The sequence below is a fragment of the Sphingobacterium paucimobilis HER1398 genome, from assembly GCF_000416985.1.
Classification (GTDB): domain Bacteria; phylum Bacteroidota; class Bacteroidia; order Sphingobacteriales; family Sphingobacteriaceae; genus Sphingobacterium; species Sphingobacterium paucimobilis.
Window position 1 is genome coordinate 227995 of sequence record NZ_ATDL01000004.1, and the last position, 17578, is coordinate 245572.

The 17578-nt window shown below is 39.9% G+C and carries 13 protein-coding genes and 5 tRNA genes; 16 read left to right on the forward strand and 2 right to left on the reverse strand.

Features of this window, described 5'->3' with window-relative positions; all coding sequences use genetic code 11:
- The first annotated feature begins 281 nt into the window (after positions 1-281).
- The 16 genes from M472_RS26555 (at position 282) to uxuA (ending at position 15829) form a co-directional block, all read left to right on the forward strand.
- Positions 282-354: transfer RNA gene (locus tag M472_RS26555), tRNA-Thr, on the forward strand.
- A gap of 28 nt (positions 355-382) precedes the next feature.
- Positions 383-463 (forward strand) — tRNA-Tyr (locus M472_RS26560).
- Positions 464-497: 34 nt separating this feature from the next.
- Positions 498-570: transfer RNA gene (locus tag M472_RS26565), tRNA-Gly, on the forward strand.
- An 87-nt stretch (positions 571-657) separates the two neighbouring features.
- Positions 658-729, forward strand: a tRNA-Thr gene (locus M472_RS26570).
- A 75-nt stretch (positions 730-804) separates the two neighbouring features.
- Entirely contained in the window at positions 805-1989 is a 1185-nt protein-coding gene (gene tuf / locus M472_RS26575; protein WP_021068869.1) for an elongation factor Tu, read from the forward strand.
- Positions 1990-2150: 161 nt separating this feature from the next.
- Positions 2151-2221, forward strand: a tRNA-Trp gene (locus tag M472_RS26580).
- 25 nt (positions 2222-2246) lie between these two features.
- Positions 2247-2438 (forward strand): preprotein translocase subunit SecE, encoded by a 192-nt coding sequence (secE, locus tag M472_RS26585; protein ID WP_021068870.1) that lies wholly within the window; start codon positions 2247-2249, stop codon positions 2436-2438.
- A 13-nt stretch (positions 2439-2451) separates the two neighbouring features.
- Positions 2452-2997: a transcription termination/antitermination protein NusG gene (nusG, locus tag M472_RS26590; protein WP_021068871.1), complete on the forward strand. Its 546-nt coding sequence runs from the start codon at positions 2452-2454 to the stop codon at positions 2995-2997.
- Between the two features lie 220 nt (positions 2998-3217).
- Positions 3218-3661, forward strand: a complete 444-nt coding sequence (gene rplK / locus M472_RS26595) for a 50S ribosomal protein L11 (protein WP_021068872.1) — start codon at positions 3218-3220, stop codon at positions 3659-3661.
- A gap of 22 nt (positions 3662-3683) precedes the next feature.
- The gene (rplA, locus tag M472_RS26600; protein ID WP_021068873.1) at positions 3684-4382 is read left to right on the forward strand and encodes a 50S ribosomal protein L1; all 699 of its coding nucleotides are present in this window, start codon (positions 3684-3686) and stop codon (positions 4380-4382) included.
- A 2-nt stretch (positions 4383-4384) separates the two neighbouring features.
- Positions 4385-4903: a 50S ribosomal protein L10 gene (rplJ, locus tag M472_RS26605; RefSeq protein WP_021068874.1), complete on the forward strand. Its 519-nt coding sequence runs from the start codon at positions 4385-4387 to the stop codon at positions 4901-4903.
- A gap of 73 nt (positions 4904-4976) precedes the next feature.
- Positions 4977-5351, forward strand: a complete 375-nt coding sequence (gene rplL / locus M472_RS26610; protein ID WP_021068875.1) for a 50S ribosomal protein L7/L12 — start codon at positions 4977-4979, stop codon at positions 5349-5351.
- A gap of 163 nt (positions 5352-5514) precedes the next feature.
- Positions 5515-9324 carry a DNA-directed RNA polymerase subunit beta gene (gene rpoB, locus M472_RS26615; protein ID WP_021068876.1) on the forward strand — a complete coding sequence of 1270 codons (3810 nt, stop codon included), beginning with the start codon at positions 5515-5517 and terminating at the stop codon, positions 9322-9324.
- 72 nt (positions 9325-9396) lie between these two features.
- Entirely contained in the window at positions 9397-13674 is a 4278-nt protein-coding gene (gene rpoC / locus M472_RS26620) for a DNA-directed RNA polymerase subunit beta' (RefSeq protein ID WP_021068877.1), read from the forward strand.
- A 156-nt stretch (positions 13675-13830) separates the two neighbouring features.
- Positions 13831-14652 (forward strand): SDR family oxidoreductase, encoded by an 822-nt coding sequence (locus tag M472_RS26625; RefSeq protein WP_021068878.1) that lies wholly within the window; start codon positions 13831-13833, stop codon positions 14650-14652.
- Positions 14653-14665: 13 nt separating this feature from the next.
- Positions 14666-15829: a mannonate dehydratase gene (gene uxuA / locus M472_RS26630; RefSeq protein WP_021068879.1), complete on the forward strand. Its 1164-nt coding sequence runs from the start codon at positions 14666-14668 to the stop codon at positions 15827-15829.
- Here uxuA and M472_RS26635 read toward each other — a convergent pair.
- Both M472_RS26635 and M472_RS26640 read right to left on the reverse strand, forming a co-directional pair.
- Entirely contained in the window at positions 15822-16859 is a 1038-nt protein-coding gene (locus tag M472_RS26635; RefSeq protein WP_021068880.1) for a LacI family DNA-binding transcriptional regulator, read from the reverse strand. The two genes, uxuA and M472_RS26635, sit on opposite strands and share 8 nt — an antisense overlap.
- 64 nt (positions 16860-16923) lie before the next feature.
- The gene (locus M472_RS26640) at positions 16924-17577 is read right to left on the reverse strand and encodes a LolA family protein (RefSeq protein ID WP_021068881.1); all 654 of its coding nucleotides are present in this window, start codon (positions 17575-17577) and stop codon (positions 16924-16926) included.
- Position 17578 lies beyond the last annotated feature (1 nt).

Consider the following 17578-nt stretch of genomic DNA (forward strand, 5'->3'; position numbering starts at 1 on the left):
ATCCGTAAAAATTATTTGGCTGCATATCAGTATGATGAGTGTTAAGAACTGTTTTTTTTAATAAAATATTTTTGATAAGTCATTTCTGTGTCTATCTTTGCATCATCAAAAACGGAAACAATCGTTGTTTAAGTCGCTTTTGAGAACGTTCTTTAAGTAAGAAAAAAAAGAAAAAAGTTTTTTAAAAATCTCTTGCAAGTTTGAAATAAAATTTTGATTTTTGCACTCGCTGTTCCAAGGTAACAGATTGTTCTTAGAGATTTAAAGAAAAATATATAAAAGCCTCCTTAGCTCAGCTGGTAGAGCAACTGACTTGTAATCAGTAGGTCATTGGTTCGATTCCGATAGGAGGCTCTAAAAATGCGGCGTAAGTTGCAGGTCTGGGGGGGTTCCAGAGCGGTCAAATGGGACGGACTGTAAATCCGTTGCTTCGGCTTCGAAGGTTCGAATCCTTCTCCCCCCACACTTTTTTTCTGACCTTTTGAAAAAGGTCAAAAGCGGAAGTAGCTCAGTTGGTAGAGCGATAGCCTTCCAAGCTATAGGTCGCGAGTTCGAACCTCGTCTTCCGCTCTTTAATTTCAAGGTTTTCAGTCTCTATCTTTTCGTAAATTTATGATGTTAGGTGGGGGCATAAATCTGTAAATAAGCTTTTATAAAGCCGAAGTAGCTCAGGGGTAGAGCACTTCCTTGGTAAGGAAGAGGTCGTGGGTTCAAATCCCATCTTTGGCTCGATAACTTAAGTTTATTATTTTTTTTGTATAAAATTTAATAAAGAATATTTAATAATTACTAATTCGCATAAACATGGCAAAAGAGAAATTTGACCGTAGTAAACCACACTTAAACATTGGTACGATCGGTCACGTTGACCACGGTAAAACAACCACTACAGCTGCTATTTCAAAAGTATTGGCTGATAAAGGTTTTTCAGAAGCTCGTTCATTTGATTCAATTGACTCTGCTCCTGAGGAGAAAGAGCGTGGTATCACAATCAACACGTCTCACGTAGAATACCAAACAGCTAACCGTCACTATGCACACGTTGACTGTCCAGGTCACGCCGATTACGTTAAAAACATGGTAACTGGTGCTGCTCAGATGGACGGTGCTATCATCGTAGTTGCTGCTACTGATGGTCCTATGCCTCAAACTCGTGAGCACATCCTATTGGCTCGTCAGGTTGGTGTTCCTGCGTTAGTAGTTTTCATGAACAAAACTGACTTAGTTGATGACCCTGAGTTGTTAGACTTAGTTGAAATGGAAGTTCGTGAGTTATTGTCTTTCTACGAATTCCCAGGTGACGATATTCCAGTAGTAAAAGGTTCTGCTTTAGGAGCGTTGAACGGTGAAACTGAGTGGGTTGATAAAATCATGGAATTAATGGATGCTGTAGATAACTACATTCCAATTCCTCCACGTTTGACAGATCTTCCATTCTTGATGCCAGTAGAGGACGTATTCTCGATCACTGGTCGTGGTACTGTTGCTACAGGTCGTATCGAAAGAGGTGTAATCAACTCTGGTGATCCAGTTGAAATCTTAGGTATGGGTGCTGAGAACTTGAAATCTACAGTAACAGGTGTTGAGATGTTCCGTAAAATTTTGGATTACGGTGAGGCTGGTGATAACGTAGGTTTATTGTTGCGTGGTATTGAGAAAACTGATATCAAACGTGGTATGGTTATCTGTAAACCAGGTTCAGTAACTCCTCACGATAACTTCAAAGCTGAGGTTTACGTATTGTCAAAAGCAGAAGGTGGACGTCACACTCCATTCTTTAACAAATACCGTCCTCAATTCTATTTCCGTACAACAGACGTAACAGGAGAAATCGCGTTACCAGAAGGTACTGAGATGGTTATGCCTGGTGATAACGTTACAATCACTGTTAAGTTGATTAACCCTATCGCTATGGAGAAAGGTCTACGTTTCGCTATCCGTGAAGGTGGTCGTACAGTAGGTGCTGGTCAGGTAACTGAAATTTTATAATCTGTCTAGATTATTCTAACAAATAAATAAGCTAGTCGGCTGATGCTGATTAGCTTATTTTTTTCTTTTAGCACGGAATGTATTTTTCGGAAATAAAAGATGAGAAATATTTGCTGCAAATGGTTTAAAATACTATATTTGCAACACAAAATAAGAAATACACGGGCATAGTTTAAAGGTAGAACGAAGGTCTCCAAAACCTTTGGTCTGGGTTCGAGTCCTGGTGCCCGTGCATAATAACTTAAATAATCAAAACAATGGCTAACGTACTTGGTTTTTTTAAAGAGTCATACGAAGAGATCACGCAAAAGGTAACTTGGCCCACTTGGGCACAGTTGCAAAACCATGCAGTGGTCGTACTTATAGCTTCCTTAATAATCGCTTTAGTGGTGTTGGCAATGGATAAGGCTTCAAGCAATATTTTGGAGTTATTGTACGGTACTAAGTAATCATCTATTTGTTATGGCAGATCAAACGTTGAAATGGTACGTAGTGCGTGCTGTGAGTGGAAAAGAGAAGAAGGTAAAACAGTATATAGAAGCTGAAGTAAACCGTTTGGGTATACAGCATTTGATTCCTCAGGTGCTGATTCCAATGGAAAAATATTACCAGATGCGTGATGGGAAAAAGGTAGCTAAAGAACGTAACTATTATCCAGGTTATGTATTGATCGAGGCTGCTTTGGATGGTGAGATTGAACACGTAATCAAAAACTTAAACAGTGTTATCGGTTTCTTGGGTGATAAGGCAGGTGTTGCTATTCCTTTGCGTCAGACTGAAATCAACCGTATCTTAGGTAAAGTTGATGAGATGGCTGAGCAAGGAGAGTCTATTAATATGGCTTATTTTGTTGGAGAATCTGTGAAAGTTGTCGATGGACCGTTCAATGGATTTACGGGTGAGGTTGAAGAAGTGCATGAAGATAAAAAGAAATTAACAGTTATGGTTAAAGTTTTTGGACGTAAGACTCCTCTGGAACTTAACTATATGCAAGTTGAGAAAGAATAACGGCTGTAAAGCATTAAGATATTAAAAACCCTGTTCACATTTTGAACAGGGTTTTTATTTATAGTTATTTTTGACAATTAGTTTTTGTAATTTAAAACTAATCATTATCTTTGCACCTCGTTTGGTTGTGTAAACTTCGGTTTTACAACTCCTCGAAATAAATGTTACAGTTTGCTTCCAACTTACTAACAAACATTTAACAAATTAAATAACAAACAAAATGGCAAAAGAAGTCAGTGCGTTAGTAAAATTACAAGTAAAGGGCGGTGCAGCAAATCCATCACCTCCAGTAGGACCTGCTTTAGGTGCTAAGGGTGTGAATATTATGGATTTCTGTAAACAGTTCAATGCTCGTACGCAAGACAAACCAGGACAAGTATTGCCCGTTGTAATTACTGTTTATGCTGATAAATCCTTTGATTTTATCATTAAGACCCCTCCAGTTGCAGTTCAGTTGAAAGACGCTGCTAAATTGAAAACAGGGTCTGGCGAACCTAACCGTAAGAAAGTTGCTTCTATCACGTGGGAGCAGGTGGAAACGATCGCTAAAGATAAAATGCCAGATTTAAATGCATTTACTGTAGACGCGGCAATGAGAATGGTCGCTGGTACAGCGCGTAGTATGGGTATCACTGTTTCAGGTGACGCTCCTTGGAAAAATTAATTAACGAAATCAGTTTAAGAAAGTGGCTAGATTAACAAAAAATCAAAAAGCGGCACTATCCAAAATTGAAGCTGGTAAAGCGTACACTTTAGCAGATGCTGCGGCATTGGTTAAAGAGATTACTATGACTAAATTTGATGCTTCAGTGGATATCGACGTGCGTTTGGGCGTAGATCCACGTAAAGCGAATCAAATGGTTCGTGGTATTGCGACATTGCCTCACGGAACTGGAAAAACTGTTCGCGTTTTAGTATTGTGTACTCCGGATAAGGAGGAAGAAGCTAAGGCGGCAGGTGCAGATTACGTAGGCCTTGACGACTATATCAGTAAGATTGAAGGTGGTTGGACTGACGTTGACATCATTATTACTATGCCTTCGGTGATGGCTAAGGTAGGTAAATTGGGCCGTATTTTAGGTCCAAGGAACTTAATGCCAAACCCTAAGACTGGTACAGTAACTACAGAAGTAGGTAAAGCTGTAACAGACGTAAAAGGTGGTAAAATTGATTTCAAGGTTGACAAGACAGGAATTATTCACACTTCAGTTGGAAAGGTGTCCTTCCCTGCAGAAAAGATTTACGAGAACGCATTAGAAGTATTGCAAGTTATCTCTAAATTGAAACCTTCTGCAGCTAAGGGAACATACTTCAAGAGTATCCATATCTCATCTACGATGAGTCCAGGTATTCATGTTGAAACTAAATCAGTAGCAGGAATTTAATCATGAGAAAAGAAGAAAAACAAGAAATTGTTCAAGCTTTGGCCGAACAGATTAAATCTTACGGTAATTTCTATATTACTGACACTGCTGATTTAACTGTTGAGAAAATCAATGGAATTCGTCGCAAATGTTTCGAGCAAGATATCGTCATTCAAGTTGCTAAGAACAGCTTGATTGAGAAGGCTTTGATCGAAGCTGGGATTAACTCTGATGAATTAAAGAGCGTGTTGAAAGGTGCGTCTACTTTATTGTTCTCTGAGACAGGTAATGCTCCCGCAAAATTGATTAAGCAATTACGTAAAGAAGGTGATAAGCCTGTTTTAAAAGCAGCTTACATCCAAGAAACAGCTTTCGTAGGCGATGATCAATTGAATGCACTAGTTAACCTTAAATCTAAGGAAGAATTGGTTGCAGACATTATTGCAGCATTACAATCACCTGCGAAGAATGTTATTTCTGCTCTTCAATCGGGAGGAAATACAGTTTCAGGTTTGTTGAAAGCTTTAGAAAACAGAGGCTAACGAGCGTCTCTTAAAAACAGTTCGTGAACTATTAAAAATAATTATTTAAGAAAATTTTAAAAATCAAAATAAAATGGCAGATTTAAAACAACTTGCTGAACAGTTAGTTAACTTAACGGTAAAAGAAGTTAAAGAATTAGCTGATATCTTAAAAGATGAGTACGGTATCGAGCCTGCTGCTGCTGCTGTTGCAGTTGCTGCTGCTCCTGCTGAAGGTGGCGCTGCTGCTGAAGAGAAAACATCATTTGACGTTATCTTGAAAGAAGCTGGTGGTCAGAAATTAGCAGTAGTTAAATTGGTTAAAGATTTAGCTGGCTTAGGCTTGAAAGAAGCTAAAGATTTAGTTGACGGTGCTCCTAAAGAATTGAAAGCTGGTGTTTCTAAAGACGAAGCAGAAGCTTTGAAAAAACAATTAGAAGAAGCTGGTGCTGTTGTTGAGATTAAATAATTTCGCATAACGCCCAAAAGAGATTAGACTCTGATAGTTTCTATCAGAGTCTATTCCTGTTTTAAAGTATTGAAGCGAATCATACGTGTACTGGCGGATGATTTTCAAAGTGACAAATAACAGTACAATTAAGCTCAGTTTTTTAAACTAAAATCTTATTCCCTTGGCAAACAATAATATTCAAAAGGAAAGAGTGAACTTTGCTACAAGTAAGAAGGTAATTGATTATCCGGATTTCTTGGACGTGCAATTGGAGTCTTTCAGGGAGTTTTTTCAATTGGAAACTACTTCTGATAATCGCCATCAGGAAGGGTTGTACAAGGTTTTCGCGGAAAACTTCCCTATTTCTGATTCAAGAAACATTTTCGTGCTGGAGTTTTTGGATTATTTCATTGATCCTCCTCGTTACGATATTCAAGAATGTATCGAGCGTGGTCTGACGTATAGCGTACCTTTAAAGGCAAAGTTAAAGTTATCTTGTAATGATGAAGAGCACGAAGATTTCGAAACTATAGTACAAGATGTATACTTAGGTACAATTCCGTACATGACACCAAAGGGAACGTTTGTTATCAATGGTGCAGAACGTGTTATCGTATCTCAGTTACACCGCTCTCCTGGCGTATTCTTTGGTCAGAGTAGACACACAAATGGTACTAAACTTTATTCTGCAAGGGTAATCCCTTTTAAAGGGTCTTGGATTGAATTCGCAACTGACGTAAATAATGTCATGTATGCGTATATCGATCGTAAGAAAAAATTCCCAGTTACTACCTTATTACGTGCTATCGGTTACGATTCAGATAAAGATATCTTAGAGTTGTTTGACCTAGCTGATGAAGTGAAAGTTAGTAAATCGGGGTTGAAGAAATACGTTGGCCGTCGTTTAGCGGCAAGGGTATTGAACAAATGGACTGAAGATTTCGTAGACGAGGATACAGGTGAAGTCGTATCTATCGATCGTAACGAGATTATTCTTGAACGTGAAACTGTTTTGGAAGAAGATCACATTGACTTGATCATCGACGCTGGTGTAAAATCCATTATATTGGCGAAGGAAGATGAAGCTAACAATGCGGACTATTCTATTATATATAATACCTTACAGAAAGATACGTCTAACTCCGAGAAAGAAGCGGTTGAACACATCTATCGTCAATTGCGTAACGCTGAACCACCTGATGAGGAAACTGCTCGTGGTATCATCGACCGTCTATTCTTCTCAGACAAACGTTACGACTTAGGAGACGTAGGTCGTTACCGTATCAATCGTAAGTTACAATTAGGTAAAGATGCTGATACGAAAGTATTGACACGTGAAGATATTATTGCTATCGTTAAATACTTGATCAACTTGATCAACTCTAAAGCGGAAGTGGATGATATCGACCACTTGTCAAACCGTCGTGTACGTACTGTAGGTGAGCAGTTATATGCTCAATTCGGAGTCGGTCTAGCTCGTATGGCTCGTACTATTCGGGAGCGTATGAATATTCGCGATAACGAAGTGTTCACACCTACAGACTTGATCAATGCACGCACATTGTCATCGGTTATCAATTCGTTCTTCGGAACGAATCAGTTGTCTCAGTTTATGGACCAAACGAATCCATTAGCAGAGATTACGCACAAACGTCGTCTATCAGCGTTAGGTCCTGGTGGTCTTTCTCGTGAGCGTGCCGGATTCGAGGTTCGTGACGTTCACTACACACACTATGGTCGTCTTTGTACTATCGAAACTCCAGAGGGACCAAACATTGGTTTGATTTCTTCTTTGGCGGTTCACGCGAAAATCAATAACCTTGGTTTTATCGAGACACCGTATCGTAAGGTGAAGGATGGTCGTGTAGTAGTAGAAGAACCTGTTATCTATTTATCTGCTGAGGACGAGGATGAAAAGACAATCGCGCAAGCGAATGCTATATATGACGATAAAGGTAATTTCGAAGATCCAAAAGTAAAAGCTAGATACGAGGGTGACTTCCCGGTTATCGAGCCTGAGAAATTGGATTTGATGGACGTTGCGCCAAACCAAATTACTTCTATTGCGGCTTCTCTTATTCCATTCTTGGAGCATGATGATGCCAACCGTGCATTGATGGGATCCAACATGCAGCGTCAAGCTGTTCCGTTGTTACGCCCACAAGCACCTATCGTAGGTACTGGTCTTGAGGGACGTGTAGCATCCGATTCTCGTACATTGATCAATGCTGAAGGCACAGGCGTGGTGGAGTATGTCGATGCAGAAGAGATTAAGATTCGCTATGATCGTACAGATGATGACCGTTTGGTATCGTTTGATGATGATGTCAAAACATATCGCTTGATTAAATTCAAGAAAACCAACCAGAATACGTGTATCAACTTGAAGCCTATCGTTAAGAGAGGTCAAAAAGTCGTTAAAGGACAGGTATTGTGTGAAGGTTATGCAACAGAAGATGGTGAATTGGCATTAGGCCGTAACTTGAAAGTCGCATTCATGCCTTGGCAAGGATACAACTTTGAGGATGCGATCGTGATCTCGGAGCGTGTAGTGTCTCAAGATATCTTTACTTCCCTTCATATCGAAGAGTTTGAATTAGAGGTTCGTGATACCAAACGTGGTGAAGAGGAGTTAACTGCTGATATTCCAAACGTTTCTGAAGAGGCTACTAAGGACTTGGATGAAAACGGTATTATCCGCGTAGGTGCTGAGGTAGGAGAAGGCGATATCTTGATCGGTAAGATTACACCTAAAGGAGAATCTGATCCTTCACCAGAAGAGAAGTTATTGCGTGCTATTTTTGGTGACAAAGCTGGAGACGTGAAAGATGCTTCTTTGAAAACTCCTCCTTCGATAAAAGGGGTCGTGATCGATACAAAATTATTCTCCCGTGCTAAGAAAATGTCAAAAGAAGTCGAGAAAAAGGCTTTGGAGAAATTGGAAGTTACGCATGAGAAGAACTTAAGAGTATTAAAAGATCGTTTGGTCGATAAGTTATTTACGATTGTAAATGGCAAAACCAGCCAAGGTATCTATAATGTGTATAAAGAGCTGTTGTTAGCTAAAGGTGCTAAATTCACTCAGAAGATCTTAATGGACTTAGACTATGCAAACGTTAACCCGTTTGGATGGACTACAGACGAAGACAAAAATGAGATGATTAAAATGTCACTTCATAACTACAACATCAAACTAAATGAGGAGCTAGGTGCTTTCAAACGTGATAAATTTGCAGTTTCTGTAGGGGATGAGCTTTCTTCTGGTATCGTTCAGATGGCTAAAGTTTATGTCGCTAAGAAACGTAAGTTGAAAGTGGGTGATAAGATGGCTGGTCGTCACGGTAACAAAGGTATCGTAGCACGTATTGTACGTGACGAGGATATGCCTTTCTTAGAAGATGGAACGCCAGTAGATATCGTGTTGAACCCGCTGGGTGTACCTTCACGGATGAACTTAGGTCAGATTTATGAAACAGTCTTAGGATGGGCCGGTCAAAAATTAGGCGTTAAGTTTGCTACTCCAATCTTCGATGGTGCAGAAATGGATCAGGTAGAAGAATGGGTAGATAAGGCAGGTTTACCAAGATCAGGTCGTACGTACTTGTACAACGGTCTTACAGGTGATCGTTTTGATCAACCGACTACTGTTGGGGTTATCTATATGTTGAAATTAGGACACATGGTAGATGATAAGATGCACGCACGTTCGATCGGACCATACTCGTTGATTACACAACAGCCATTAGGTGGTAAAGCACAGTTCGGTGGTCAGCGTTTTGGTGAGATGGAGGTTTGGGCATTAGAGGCATTCGGTGCATCTAATATCTTACAAGAGATCTTGACTGTGAAATCGGATGACGTTGTAGGTCGTGCTAAGACATACGAAGCCATTGTTAAAGGTAATAACTTACCTACTCCATCTGTTCCTGAATCGTTCAATGTATTGGTACATGAGCTTCGCGGTTTAGGTCTAGATATCACATTAGATTAATCAAGCAAAGAAATGAGCTTAGGAGGCGTAAGCCTCTTAAGCTTTTACATACATCTTTAAGTTATACAACGTATGTCTTACAAAAAAGATAATAAAATTAAAAGTAACTTTACCTCCATTACCATTAGTTTGGCTTCTCCGGAAACTATCCTAGAGCGTTCAAGTGGAGAGGTTACTAAGCCCGAAACGATCAACTACCGTACTTACAAACCAGAGCGTGATGGTTTATTCTGTGAACGTATTTTCGGTCCTGTAAAGGACTACGAATGTCACTGTGGTAAATATAAACGTATTCGTTATAAAGGTATCGTATGTGACCGTTGTGGTGTTGAAGTTACCGAGAAAAAAGTACGTCGTGAGCGTATGGGACACATCAACTTGGTGGTTCCTGTAGCACACATCTGGTACTTCCGTTCACTTCCGAACAAAATAGGTTATTTATTAGGTCTTCCAACGAAGAAGTTGGATATGATCATTTACTACGAGCGTTATGCCGTTATCCAACCAGGTATCAAGGAGGATGATGGTATCTCGTACATGGATTTCCTAACAGAAGAAGAATATTTGGATATTTTGGATACCCTTCCAAAAGAAAACCAATATTTGGATGACAATGATCCTCAGAAATTCATCGCTAAGATGGGGGCAGATGCTTTGGAAGAATTATTAAAGCGTCTTGACCTGGATCAATTGTCGTACGACTTACGTCACCAAGCAGCTAATGAAACTTCACAACAACGTAAAAACGAGGCGTTAAAGCGTCTTCATGTTGTAGAAGCTTTCCGTGGTGCTAATACACGTATCGAGAATAGACCAGAGTGGATGATCGTTAAGATCGTTCCTATCATCCCACCTGAGCTACGTCCTTTAGTACCTCTAGATGGTGGTCGTTTTGCGACTTCGGATCTAAACGACTTATACCGTCGTGTTATTATCCGTAACAACCGTCTTAAGCGCTTGATCGAAATTAAAGCTCCTGAAGTAATCTTACGTAACGAAAAACGTATGCTTCAAGAGGCTGTCGACTCGTTGTTTGACAACTCACGTAAGGTAAATGCAGTGAAAACTGAAGGTAACCGTGCGTTGAAATCATTATCTGATATTTTGAAAGGTAAACAAGGTCGTTTCCGTCAGAACTTATTGGGTAAGCGTGTCGATTATTCTGCTCGTTCAGTAATTGTTGTAGGACCTCATTTGAAATTACACGAATGTGGTATTCCTAAAGATATGGCTGCTGAGCTTTACAAACCATTCATCATTCGTAAGATGATCGAAAGAGGTATTGTAAAGACGGTAAAATCAGCTAAGAAAATTGTGGATCGCAAAGATCCGGTAGTATGGGATATCCTTGAAAATGTTTTGAAAGGACACCCTGTATTATTAAACCGTGCTCCAACGCTTCACCGTTTGGGTATTCAGGCTTTCCAACCTACTTTAGTAGAGGGTAAAGCTATCCAATTACACCCATTAGTGTGTACAGCATTTAACGCGGATTTTGATGGTGACCAGATGGCAGTTCACTTACCTCTAGGTAATGCTGCAATTTTGGAAGCCCAAATCCTAATGTTGGCAGCTCATAACATCTTGAACCCTGCCAATGGCTCACCGGTTACTGTACCATCTCAAGATATGGTATTGGGTCTTTACTATATTACTAAAGGCCGCAGAACAGATGATTCTCGTAAGATGAGAGGTGAAGGTAGTATTTTCTATTCTCCGGAAGAAGTAATCATAGCTTTGAACGAGGATCAGGTGGATCTTCACGCATGGATCAAAGTGAGAACTGAAGTTCTTACGAAGTCTGGTCAGATGGAGCAACAAATCATCGAGACAACTGTCGGAAGAGTAATTTTCAATCAGATTGTTCCAGAAGAAGTTGGTTATATCAATGAAATCTTAACAAAGAAATCATTGCGTAACGTAATCGGTGAGATTGTTAAGTCTACAGGTATGGCACGTGCTGCTAAGTTCTTGGATGATATGAAGGAACTTGGTTTTGCAACGGCATTTAAAGGTGGTTTATCTTTCAACTTGCAAGATTTAAATATTCCTGCTGCTAAAGCGGAATTGATCACGCAAGCTACCAATGAGGTAGATGAGGTGATGAACAACTATAACATGGGTTTCATTACAAACAACGAGCGTTACAACCAGATTATCGATATTTGGACGCGTATCAACAACAGGTTGACTGCGCACGTAATGGATATCTTGTCTAATGACAACCAAGGATTCAACTCTGTATATATGATGTTGGATTCTGGAGCCCGTGGTTCGAAAGAGCAGATCCGTCAGCTATGCGGTATGCGTGGTTTGATGGCTAAGCCTCAGAAATCAGGTAATTCAGGTGGTGAGATTATCGAAAACCCGATTTTGTCAAACTTTAAAGAAGGTTTGTCAGTATTGGAGTACTTTATTTCTACTCACGGTGCGCGTAAAGGTCTTGCGGATACGGCCCTTAAAACAGCCGATGCGGGTTACTTGACTCGTCGTCTACATGACGTTGCACAGGATATGATTGTTGTTGATTTCGATTGTGGTGGATTACGTGGTCTTTATACAACAGCATTGAAAGATAATGATGATATTATCGAACCATTGTATGACCGTATTTTGGGACGTACACCGCTTCATGATGTTTACCATCCTGAAACCGATGAACTTATCGTAGCTGCTAATGATGATATCACAGAAGAAGTTGCTGCTGCAATTGACGAAGCAGGTATTGAAGGTTTGGAAATTCGCTCAGTATTGACTTGTGAGGCTAAACGTGGTGTGTGTGCTTGTTGTTACGGACGTAACTTAGCGTCAGGTAAGCGTGTTCAAATGGGTGAAGCTGTCGGTGTAATCGCAGCACAGTCTATTGGTGAGCCAGGTACACAGTTGACACTTCGTACATTCCACGTGGGTGGTACTGCATCGAATATTGCCAACGAATCTACTGTTGTCGCGAAGTATGAAGGTACTGTAGAGTTTGAGAACGTTCGTACGGTTGAGAAAGAAGGTGAGGAAGGACCTTACCAAGTGGTTCTTGGTCGTTCAGGCGAGATCAAATTGGTAAATGCAGACCGAAAAGTTCTTTATCAACAGATCATTCCTTATGGTTCTAATCTTTATGTTAAGGAGGGTGATAAGGTTGAGAAAGGTACTAAGCTTGTTGATTGGGATCCATATAATGCGGTGATTATTTCGGAATTTGCAGGTAAGGTTGAATTCGATGCAATTATTGAAGGTGTAACTTTCCGTGAAGAATCTGATGAGCAAACTGGTCACAAAGAGAAGGTAATTATTGAAACACGTGATAAAACTAAAAACCCAACTATCAAGGTTCTTGATAACAAAGGGGAAATTATCCGTTCCTACAATATTCCAGTAGGGGCGCACGTTTCAGTTTCTGACGGACAAAAAGTTAAAGAAGGTGCTGTATTGGTTAAGATCCCTCGTTCGACAGGTAAAACTCGAGATATTACAGGTGGTTTACCTCGTGTTACAGAGTTGTTTGAGGCTCGTAACCCTTCAAATCCAGCAGTAGTTACAGAGATTGATGGAGTTGTTTCGTTAGGTGGTGTTAAACGTGGTAATCGCGAGGTATCTATTGAATCACGTGATGGTCAAGTGAAGAAGTACTTGGTACCTCTTTCCAAACATATCTTGGTTCAGGATAATGACTTTATCAAAGCAGGTATGCCATTGTCTGATGGACAGATTTCTCCAGGTGATATTTTGTCAATCAAAGGCCCTGCAGCTGTACAAGAATATATCGTAAATGGTATTCAAGAGGTTTACCGTCTACAAGGTGTGAAGATTAATGATAAGCATTTTGAGACAATTGTACACCAAATGATGCAGAAGGTGAATATTGAAGATCCAGGAGATACACGTTTCTTAGAAAAAGAAGCTGTAAATAAATGGGACTTCATGGAGGAGAACGATTCATTGTACGATAAGAAGGTTGTTGTTGATGCCGGGGACTCTAACGAGTTGCGTCCAGGACAGATTGTTACGTTACGTAGACTTCGCGAAGAGAATTCACTCTTGAAGCGTCAAGATATGAAGCTAGTAGAAGTTCGTGATGCTATTCCAGCGACATCTAGTCCATTGCTTCAAGGTATTACTAGAGCTTCGTTGGGTACTAAATCATTCATTTCAGCAGCGTCCTTCCAGGAAACTACGAAAGTATTGAATGAAGCAGCTATCGCAGGAAAACGTGACCATTTATTAGGATTGAAAGAGAACGTAATTGTAGGACACTTAATTCCTTCAGGTACAGGTCTTCGTCAATACGGTAATATCATCGTTGGATCGCGTGAAGAATATGATCAGTTATTAGCTTCTAAAGAAGAGGATTAATCGCTTCAGAAGTATGCTATAGGAAAAGGGGTGTCCATTTGGACACCCCTTTTTTTGTAGCGACATATATACGAAAACGTTTTCGTATATATGTCCGTTAAAATACGCTTATTTATTGATTAACTTAGTTAAGTTTGTATCAAATAGAATTAAGATATGAGCATTTTAGAACGTTTTTCTTTATCGAATAGAGTGGTGGTTGTGACAGGGGGGACGGGGATCTTAGGTAAGAACTTTGTGAAAGCTATTGCAGAAGCTGGTGCGAAAGTTTGTATTATAGGCAGAGATTTAGCTAAGGCACAAGAGCGCGTTAAGTTAGTAGAAGAACTGGGCTCTGAAGGTTTGGCGATAGCAGGAGACGTGTTAGATGAACAGTCTATGTTGGTAGCCTGTCAGCATATCGTTGACAAATGGGGCACAATTGATGCTTTGGTTAATGCCGCAGGTGGGAATATATCGGGTGCTACTATAGGTCCGGATCAGGATCTATTTGCTTCTAATATACAGGATACAATAAAAGCGATTGAATTAAATCTGTTCGGTACGATCATACCTACGCATATTTTTGGAAAGATTATCGCAGAGAAAGGTAAGGGGGTGATTATCAATATCGGCTCTTTGTCTTCTAGTCAGGCTATAACAAGGGTATTAGGGTATACAGTTGCAAAGAACGGTATTGTGGGCTATACCAAGTGGATGGCTACTGAGTTGGCTTTGCGCTATGGAGATAAGGTGCGTGTCAATGCTATAGCTCCTGGTGTATTTTTAACTGAGCAAAATAGGGCATTGTTGACCAATCCAGATGGAACATTTACCGAACGCGCACAACGTTTTGTTAATGGTACTCCCTATTCCCGTCTAGGTGATCCCAGTGAATTAGAGGGTACTCTTATTTATTTGTTGAGTGACGCATCCGCTTTTGTTTCTGGAGAGACCGTGTACGTAGACGGTGGATTTAATGCGTGGACAGGCGTATAATTAAAAAGAAAAAATGAAGAAATTTGAACAAACTTGGAGATGGTACGGACCCGATGATCCAGTGTCTTTACAAGATATTAGACAAGCTGGCGCTACAGGTGTCGTGACGGCTTTACATCATGTGCCCCATGGAGAAGTATGGACAGTAGCGGATATTCTTGATCGGAAACGTATCGTAGAGGAAAGTGGGCTTTCCTGGTCCGTTGTTGAGAGCGTACCAGTACATGAAGTCATAAAGACTAGAGGTAGCGAAGCAAAGCGATATATCGAGAACTATAAACAAACACTTGAAAATCTTGCTTCCTGTGGGATATATATCGTTACCTACAATTTTATGCCTGTATTGGATTGGACGCGGACGATGCTCGATAAGGAAATGGAAAATGGTGCAAAGGCACTCTATTTTGATTGGGTCGACCTTGCTCTATTTGATATTTATATATTGAAAAGAAAAGGAGCTGATAAGGATTATTCAGAGGAAATCGTAACCGCTGCTAAGAAGGGCTTTGAACAGCGTTCCGAAGAGGATTTGGCAGCCCTAACTCATGTGATATTAATGGGGATTCCTAGTGAAAAAGATATTTCGTTAGCGGATCTTCAAAATAGTTTAGACGTATATTCAAATATAGGACTTGATGGACTTTTAAGCAATCTCTTATGGTTTTTAGGAGAGATTCAGGAGGTTTGTGAGGCCAATGGAGTACAGATGGCATTGCATCCAGACGATCCGCCTTATCCGATTTTAGGTTTGCCCCGGATAGCCAGCAATAAAGAGGATTACCTTAAAGTAATAAATGGGGTAGATAGCCCCTTTAATGGAATTTGTTTTTGTTCTGGATCCTTAGGAGCTGGAGCGGCTAATGATGTCTTGGATATAGCTCGTGCTGTCAAGCACAGGGTTCATTTTGCTCACTTTAGAAATGTTAAGAAGGATCATATAGGTAATTTCTATGAAGCAGATCATCTCGATGGCGATGTGGATATGCCTAGTCTTCTCCGAATATTTGTTGAAGAGAATCAAAATAGGACGCGTCCTATTCCTTTCCGACCTGACCATGGACATCAGATGCTAGATGATCTGCATAAAGTCACGAATCCCGGATATTCTGCCATAGGTAGATTGCGTGGTTTGGCTGAATTAAGAGGAGTAGAGCAGGGCCTGATAGCCCTTATGTAAGTGCCGTAGATTTTCGGAGCTGGATAGAGGTTTCTAAAAGAATAGTTTGAAAATCTATCTGGCTCCGATCTTTTTTTGAGTTTATAAGATCCAAAAGTAACTGTAATGCGGTACTTGCCATTTCTTCTGTCGGTTGGTAGATAGTTGACAATGCGGGATTGAGACTGTTAGCAAACTCTATATTGGAATATCCAATAACTGCTATATCTTCAGGTACTTGTATCTTGAGACTAGCCAATACGCCTAGCAAACGTGTTGTCAATGTCTCGGTAGTACCTATTATAGCGTTAGGAGTACAGCCTGAACGCCAACATCTGGAAATGCTCTTTGTTAAGTCTTCATCTATTTTGTTTAGCGTTTTGCTATAATCTATATAGATGATATTTGCGTCATTCATTGGAATATTATAATCTTCTAGGGCTTTACGATAACCTTCTAAGCGATGATGGGTAATTCCTATATCTTTTCCGCATAATGCTATGATATTTTTCCTGTTGACTTTTATGAGTTCTTCTGTAGCCAAATACGTGCTCTTTATATTGTCAATTCCTACTTTGTGTGTGTCTAGGTTATAGTGTATGCGGTCAAATAGAACGACAGGACAATTCTCTTGATGGATTTTGGAAATTAATTCTAGATTAGACGTCTCGTGTACTGGAGCAATCAAGATTCCGTCTACCCCTTGATTGGTTAATGTCATCAAGGCTCGTTCTTCATCCTTTTCATGATCCATGCTCTGCATAAAAATGATGTTATAGCTGTTAGCTATTGCACTCTGATGCAGATACTGTAACAGTTGGGCAGAGAAAGGGGATTGAATATTAGGTAAAAGCACGCCAATATTATTGGTCTTACCTAGTTTTAGATACTTGGCTAAAGGGTTCGGTTGATAGTTGTGCTGTTGCGCAAATTGCTTAACCTTTTTTTTTGTTTCTTCACTTATCTCGTAGCTATCATTCAAAGCTTTCGAAATGGTAGATGGGGATAAGTGTAATCTTTTAGCTATTTCTTTTAAGGTGATTTTGGCCATATCGGTCGGATTCTATGGAGCCTAATATACAAAAAAGGAGGCCATGTTTGCCTCCTTTCATGACTTATCGTAAGTCTATGCTTTCATATCCTTTATACCTATCTTTTGCAAAAGTAAAAATACTTTCATCGAACTTCTGACCTAGATATAGCGATTTAATCGTATAGGTAAACCGGTTACTGGACTTGTCAAAAATCGTAACGTCGTGTATATGGTTATTTTCGTTGATACGTAGTTTTATCTTAAAATAATTTGTTTTCGTATCCAGGGGAGATAATTCTACTACACGCAGGGACTCCGTTTTACCGTTTTTGGTCAACTTCTCTACTGGCATCGATATGTACTTATATCCTTTTTTGTAGAAGGAAAAAAGGTTGTTTGGGCCTATCGTGCTATCATCATGCTCCGCATCCGTTATCTGAACTTCCTTGATATCGTGGGCGATATTCCATACGGTCTTTCCATTGGACAATATCTCTTGATCTTCCATTTTGATAGCATATTGTTTTTTAGGCTTGTTGAAATACATAACTCCTGTATTGCTATAAGCCGTTTTGTTCGCATCTTGCACAGTCAGATCAAATTCCGAGCGAATTGTTTTATAAGAATCATACTTCTTAGAAACCTCATTTAGCATTTTTGTCGCTGCCGGATCGGTTTGTGCTATGGATAGAGTTGCAATTGCAGTACAAATCAATGTAAGAATGTGTTTTTTCATA

Excerpts from the sequence above, each read along its gene's own strand:
- rplK (WP_021068872.1), top strand. The coding sequence starts at position 3,218 with ATGGCAAAAGAAGTCAGTGCGTTAGTAAAATTACAAGTAAAGGGCGGT.
- tuf (WP_021068869.1), top strand. The coding sequence starts at position 805 with ATGGCAAAAGAGAAATTTGACCGTAGTAAACCACACTTAAACATTGGT.
- uxuA (WP_021068879.1), top strand. The coding sequence starts at position 14,666 with ATGAAGAAATTTGAACAAACTTGGAGATGGTACGGACCCGATGATCCA.
- M472_RS26635 (WP_021068880.1), bottom strand. The coding sequence starts at position 16,859 with ATGGCCAAAATCACCTTAAAAGAAATAGCTAAAAGATTACACTTATCC.
- M472_RS26625 (WP_021068878.1), top strand. The coding sequence starts at position 13,831 with ATGAGCATTTTAGAACGTTTTTCTTTATCGAATAGAGTGGTGGTTGTG.
- rplL (WP_021068875.1), top strand. The coding sequence starts at position 4,977 with ATGGCAGATTTAAAACAACTTGCTGAACAGTTAGTTAACTTAACGGTA.
- secE (WP_021068870.1), top strand. The coding sequence starts at position 2,247 with ATGGCTAACGTACTTGGTTTTTTTAAAGAGTCATACGAAGAGATCACG.
- rpoC (WP_021068877.1), top strand. The coding sequence starts at position 9,397 with ATGTCTTACAAAAAAGATAATAAAATTAAAAGTAACTTTACCTCCATT.
- rplJ (WP_021068874.1), top strand. The coding sequence starts at position 4,385 with ATGAGAAAAGAAGAAAAACAAGAAATTGTTCAAGCTTTGGCCGAACAG.
- nusG (WP_021068871.1), top strand. The coding sequence starts at position 2,452 with ATGGCAGATCAAACGTTGAAATGGTACGTAGTGCGTGCTGTGAGTGGA.
- M472_RS26640 (WP_021068881.1), bottom strand. The coding sequence starts at position 17,577 with ATGAAAAAACACATTCTTACATTGATTTGTACTGCAATTGCAACTCTA.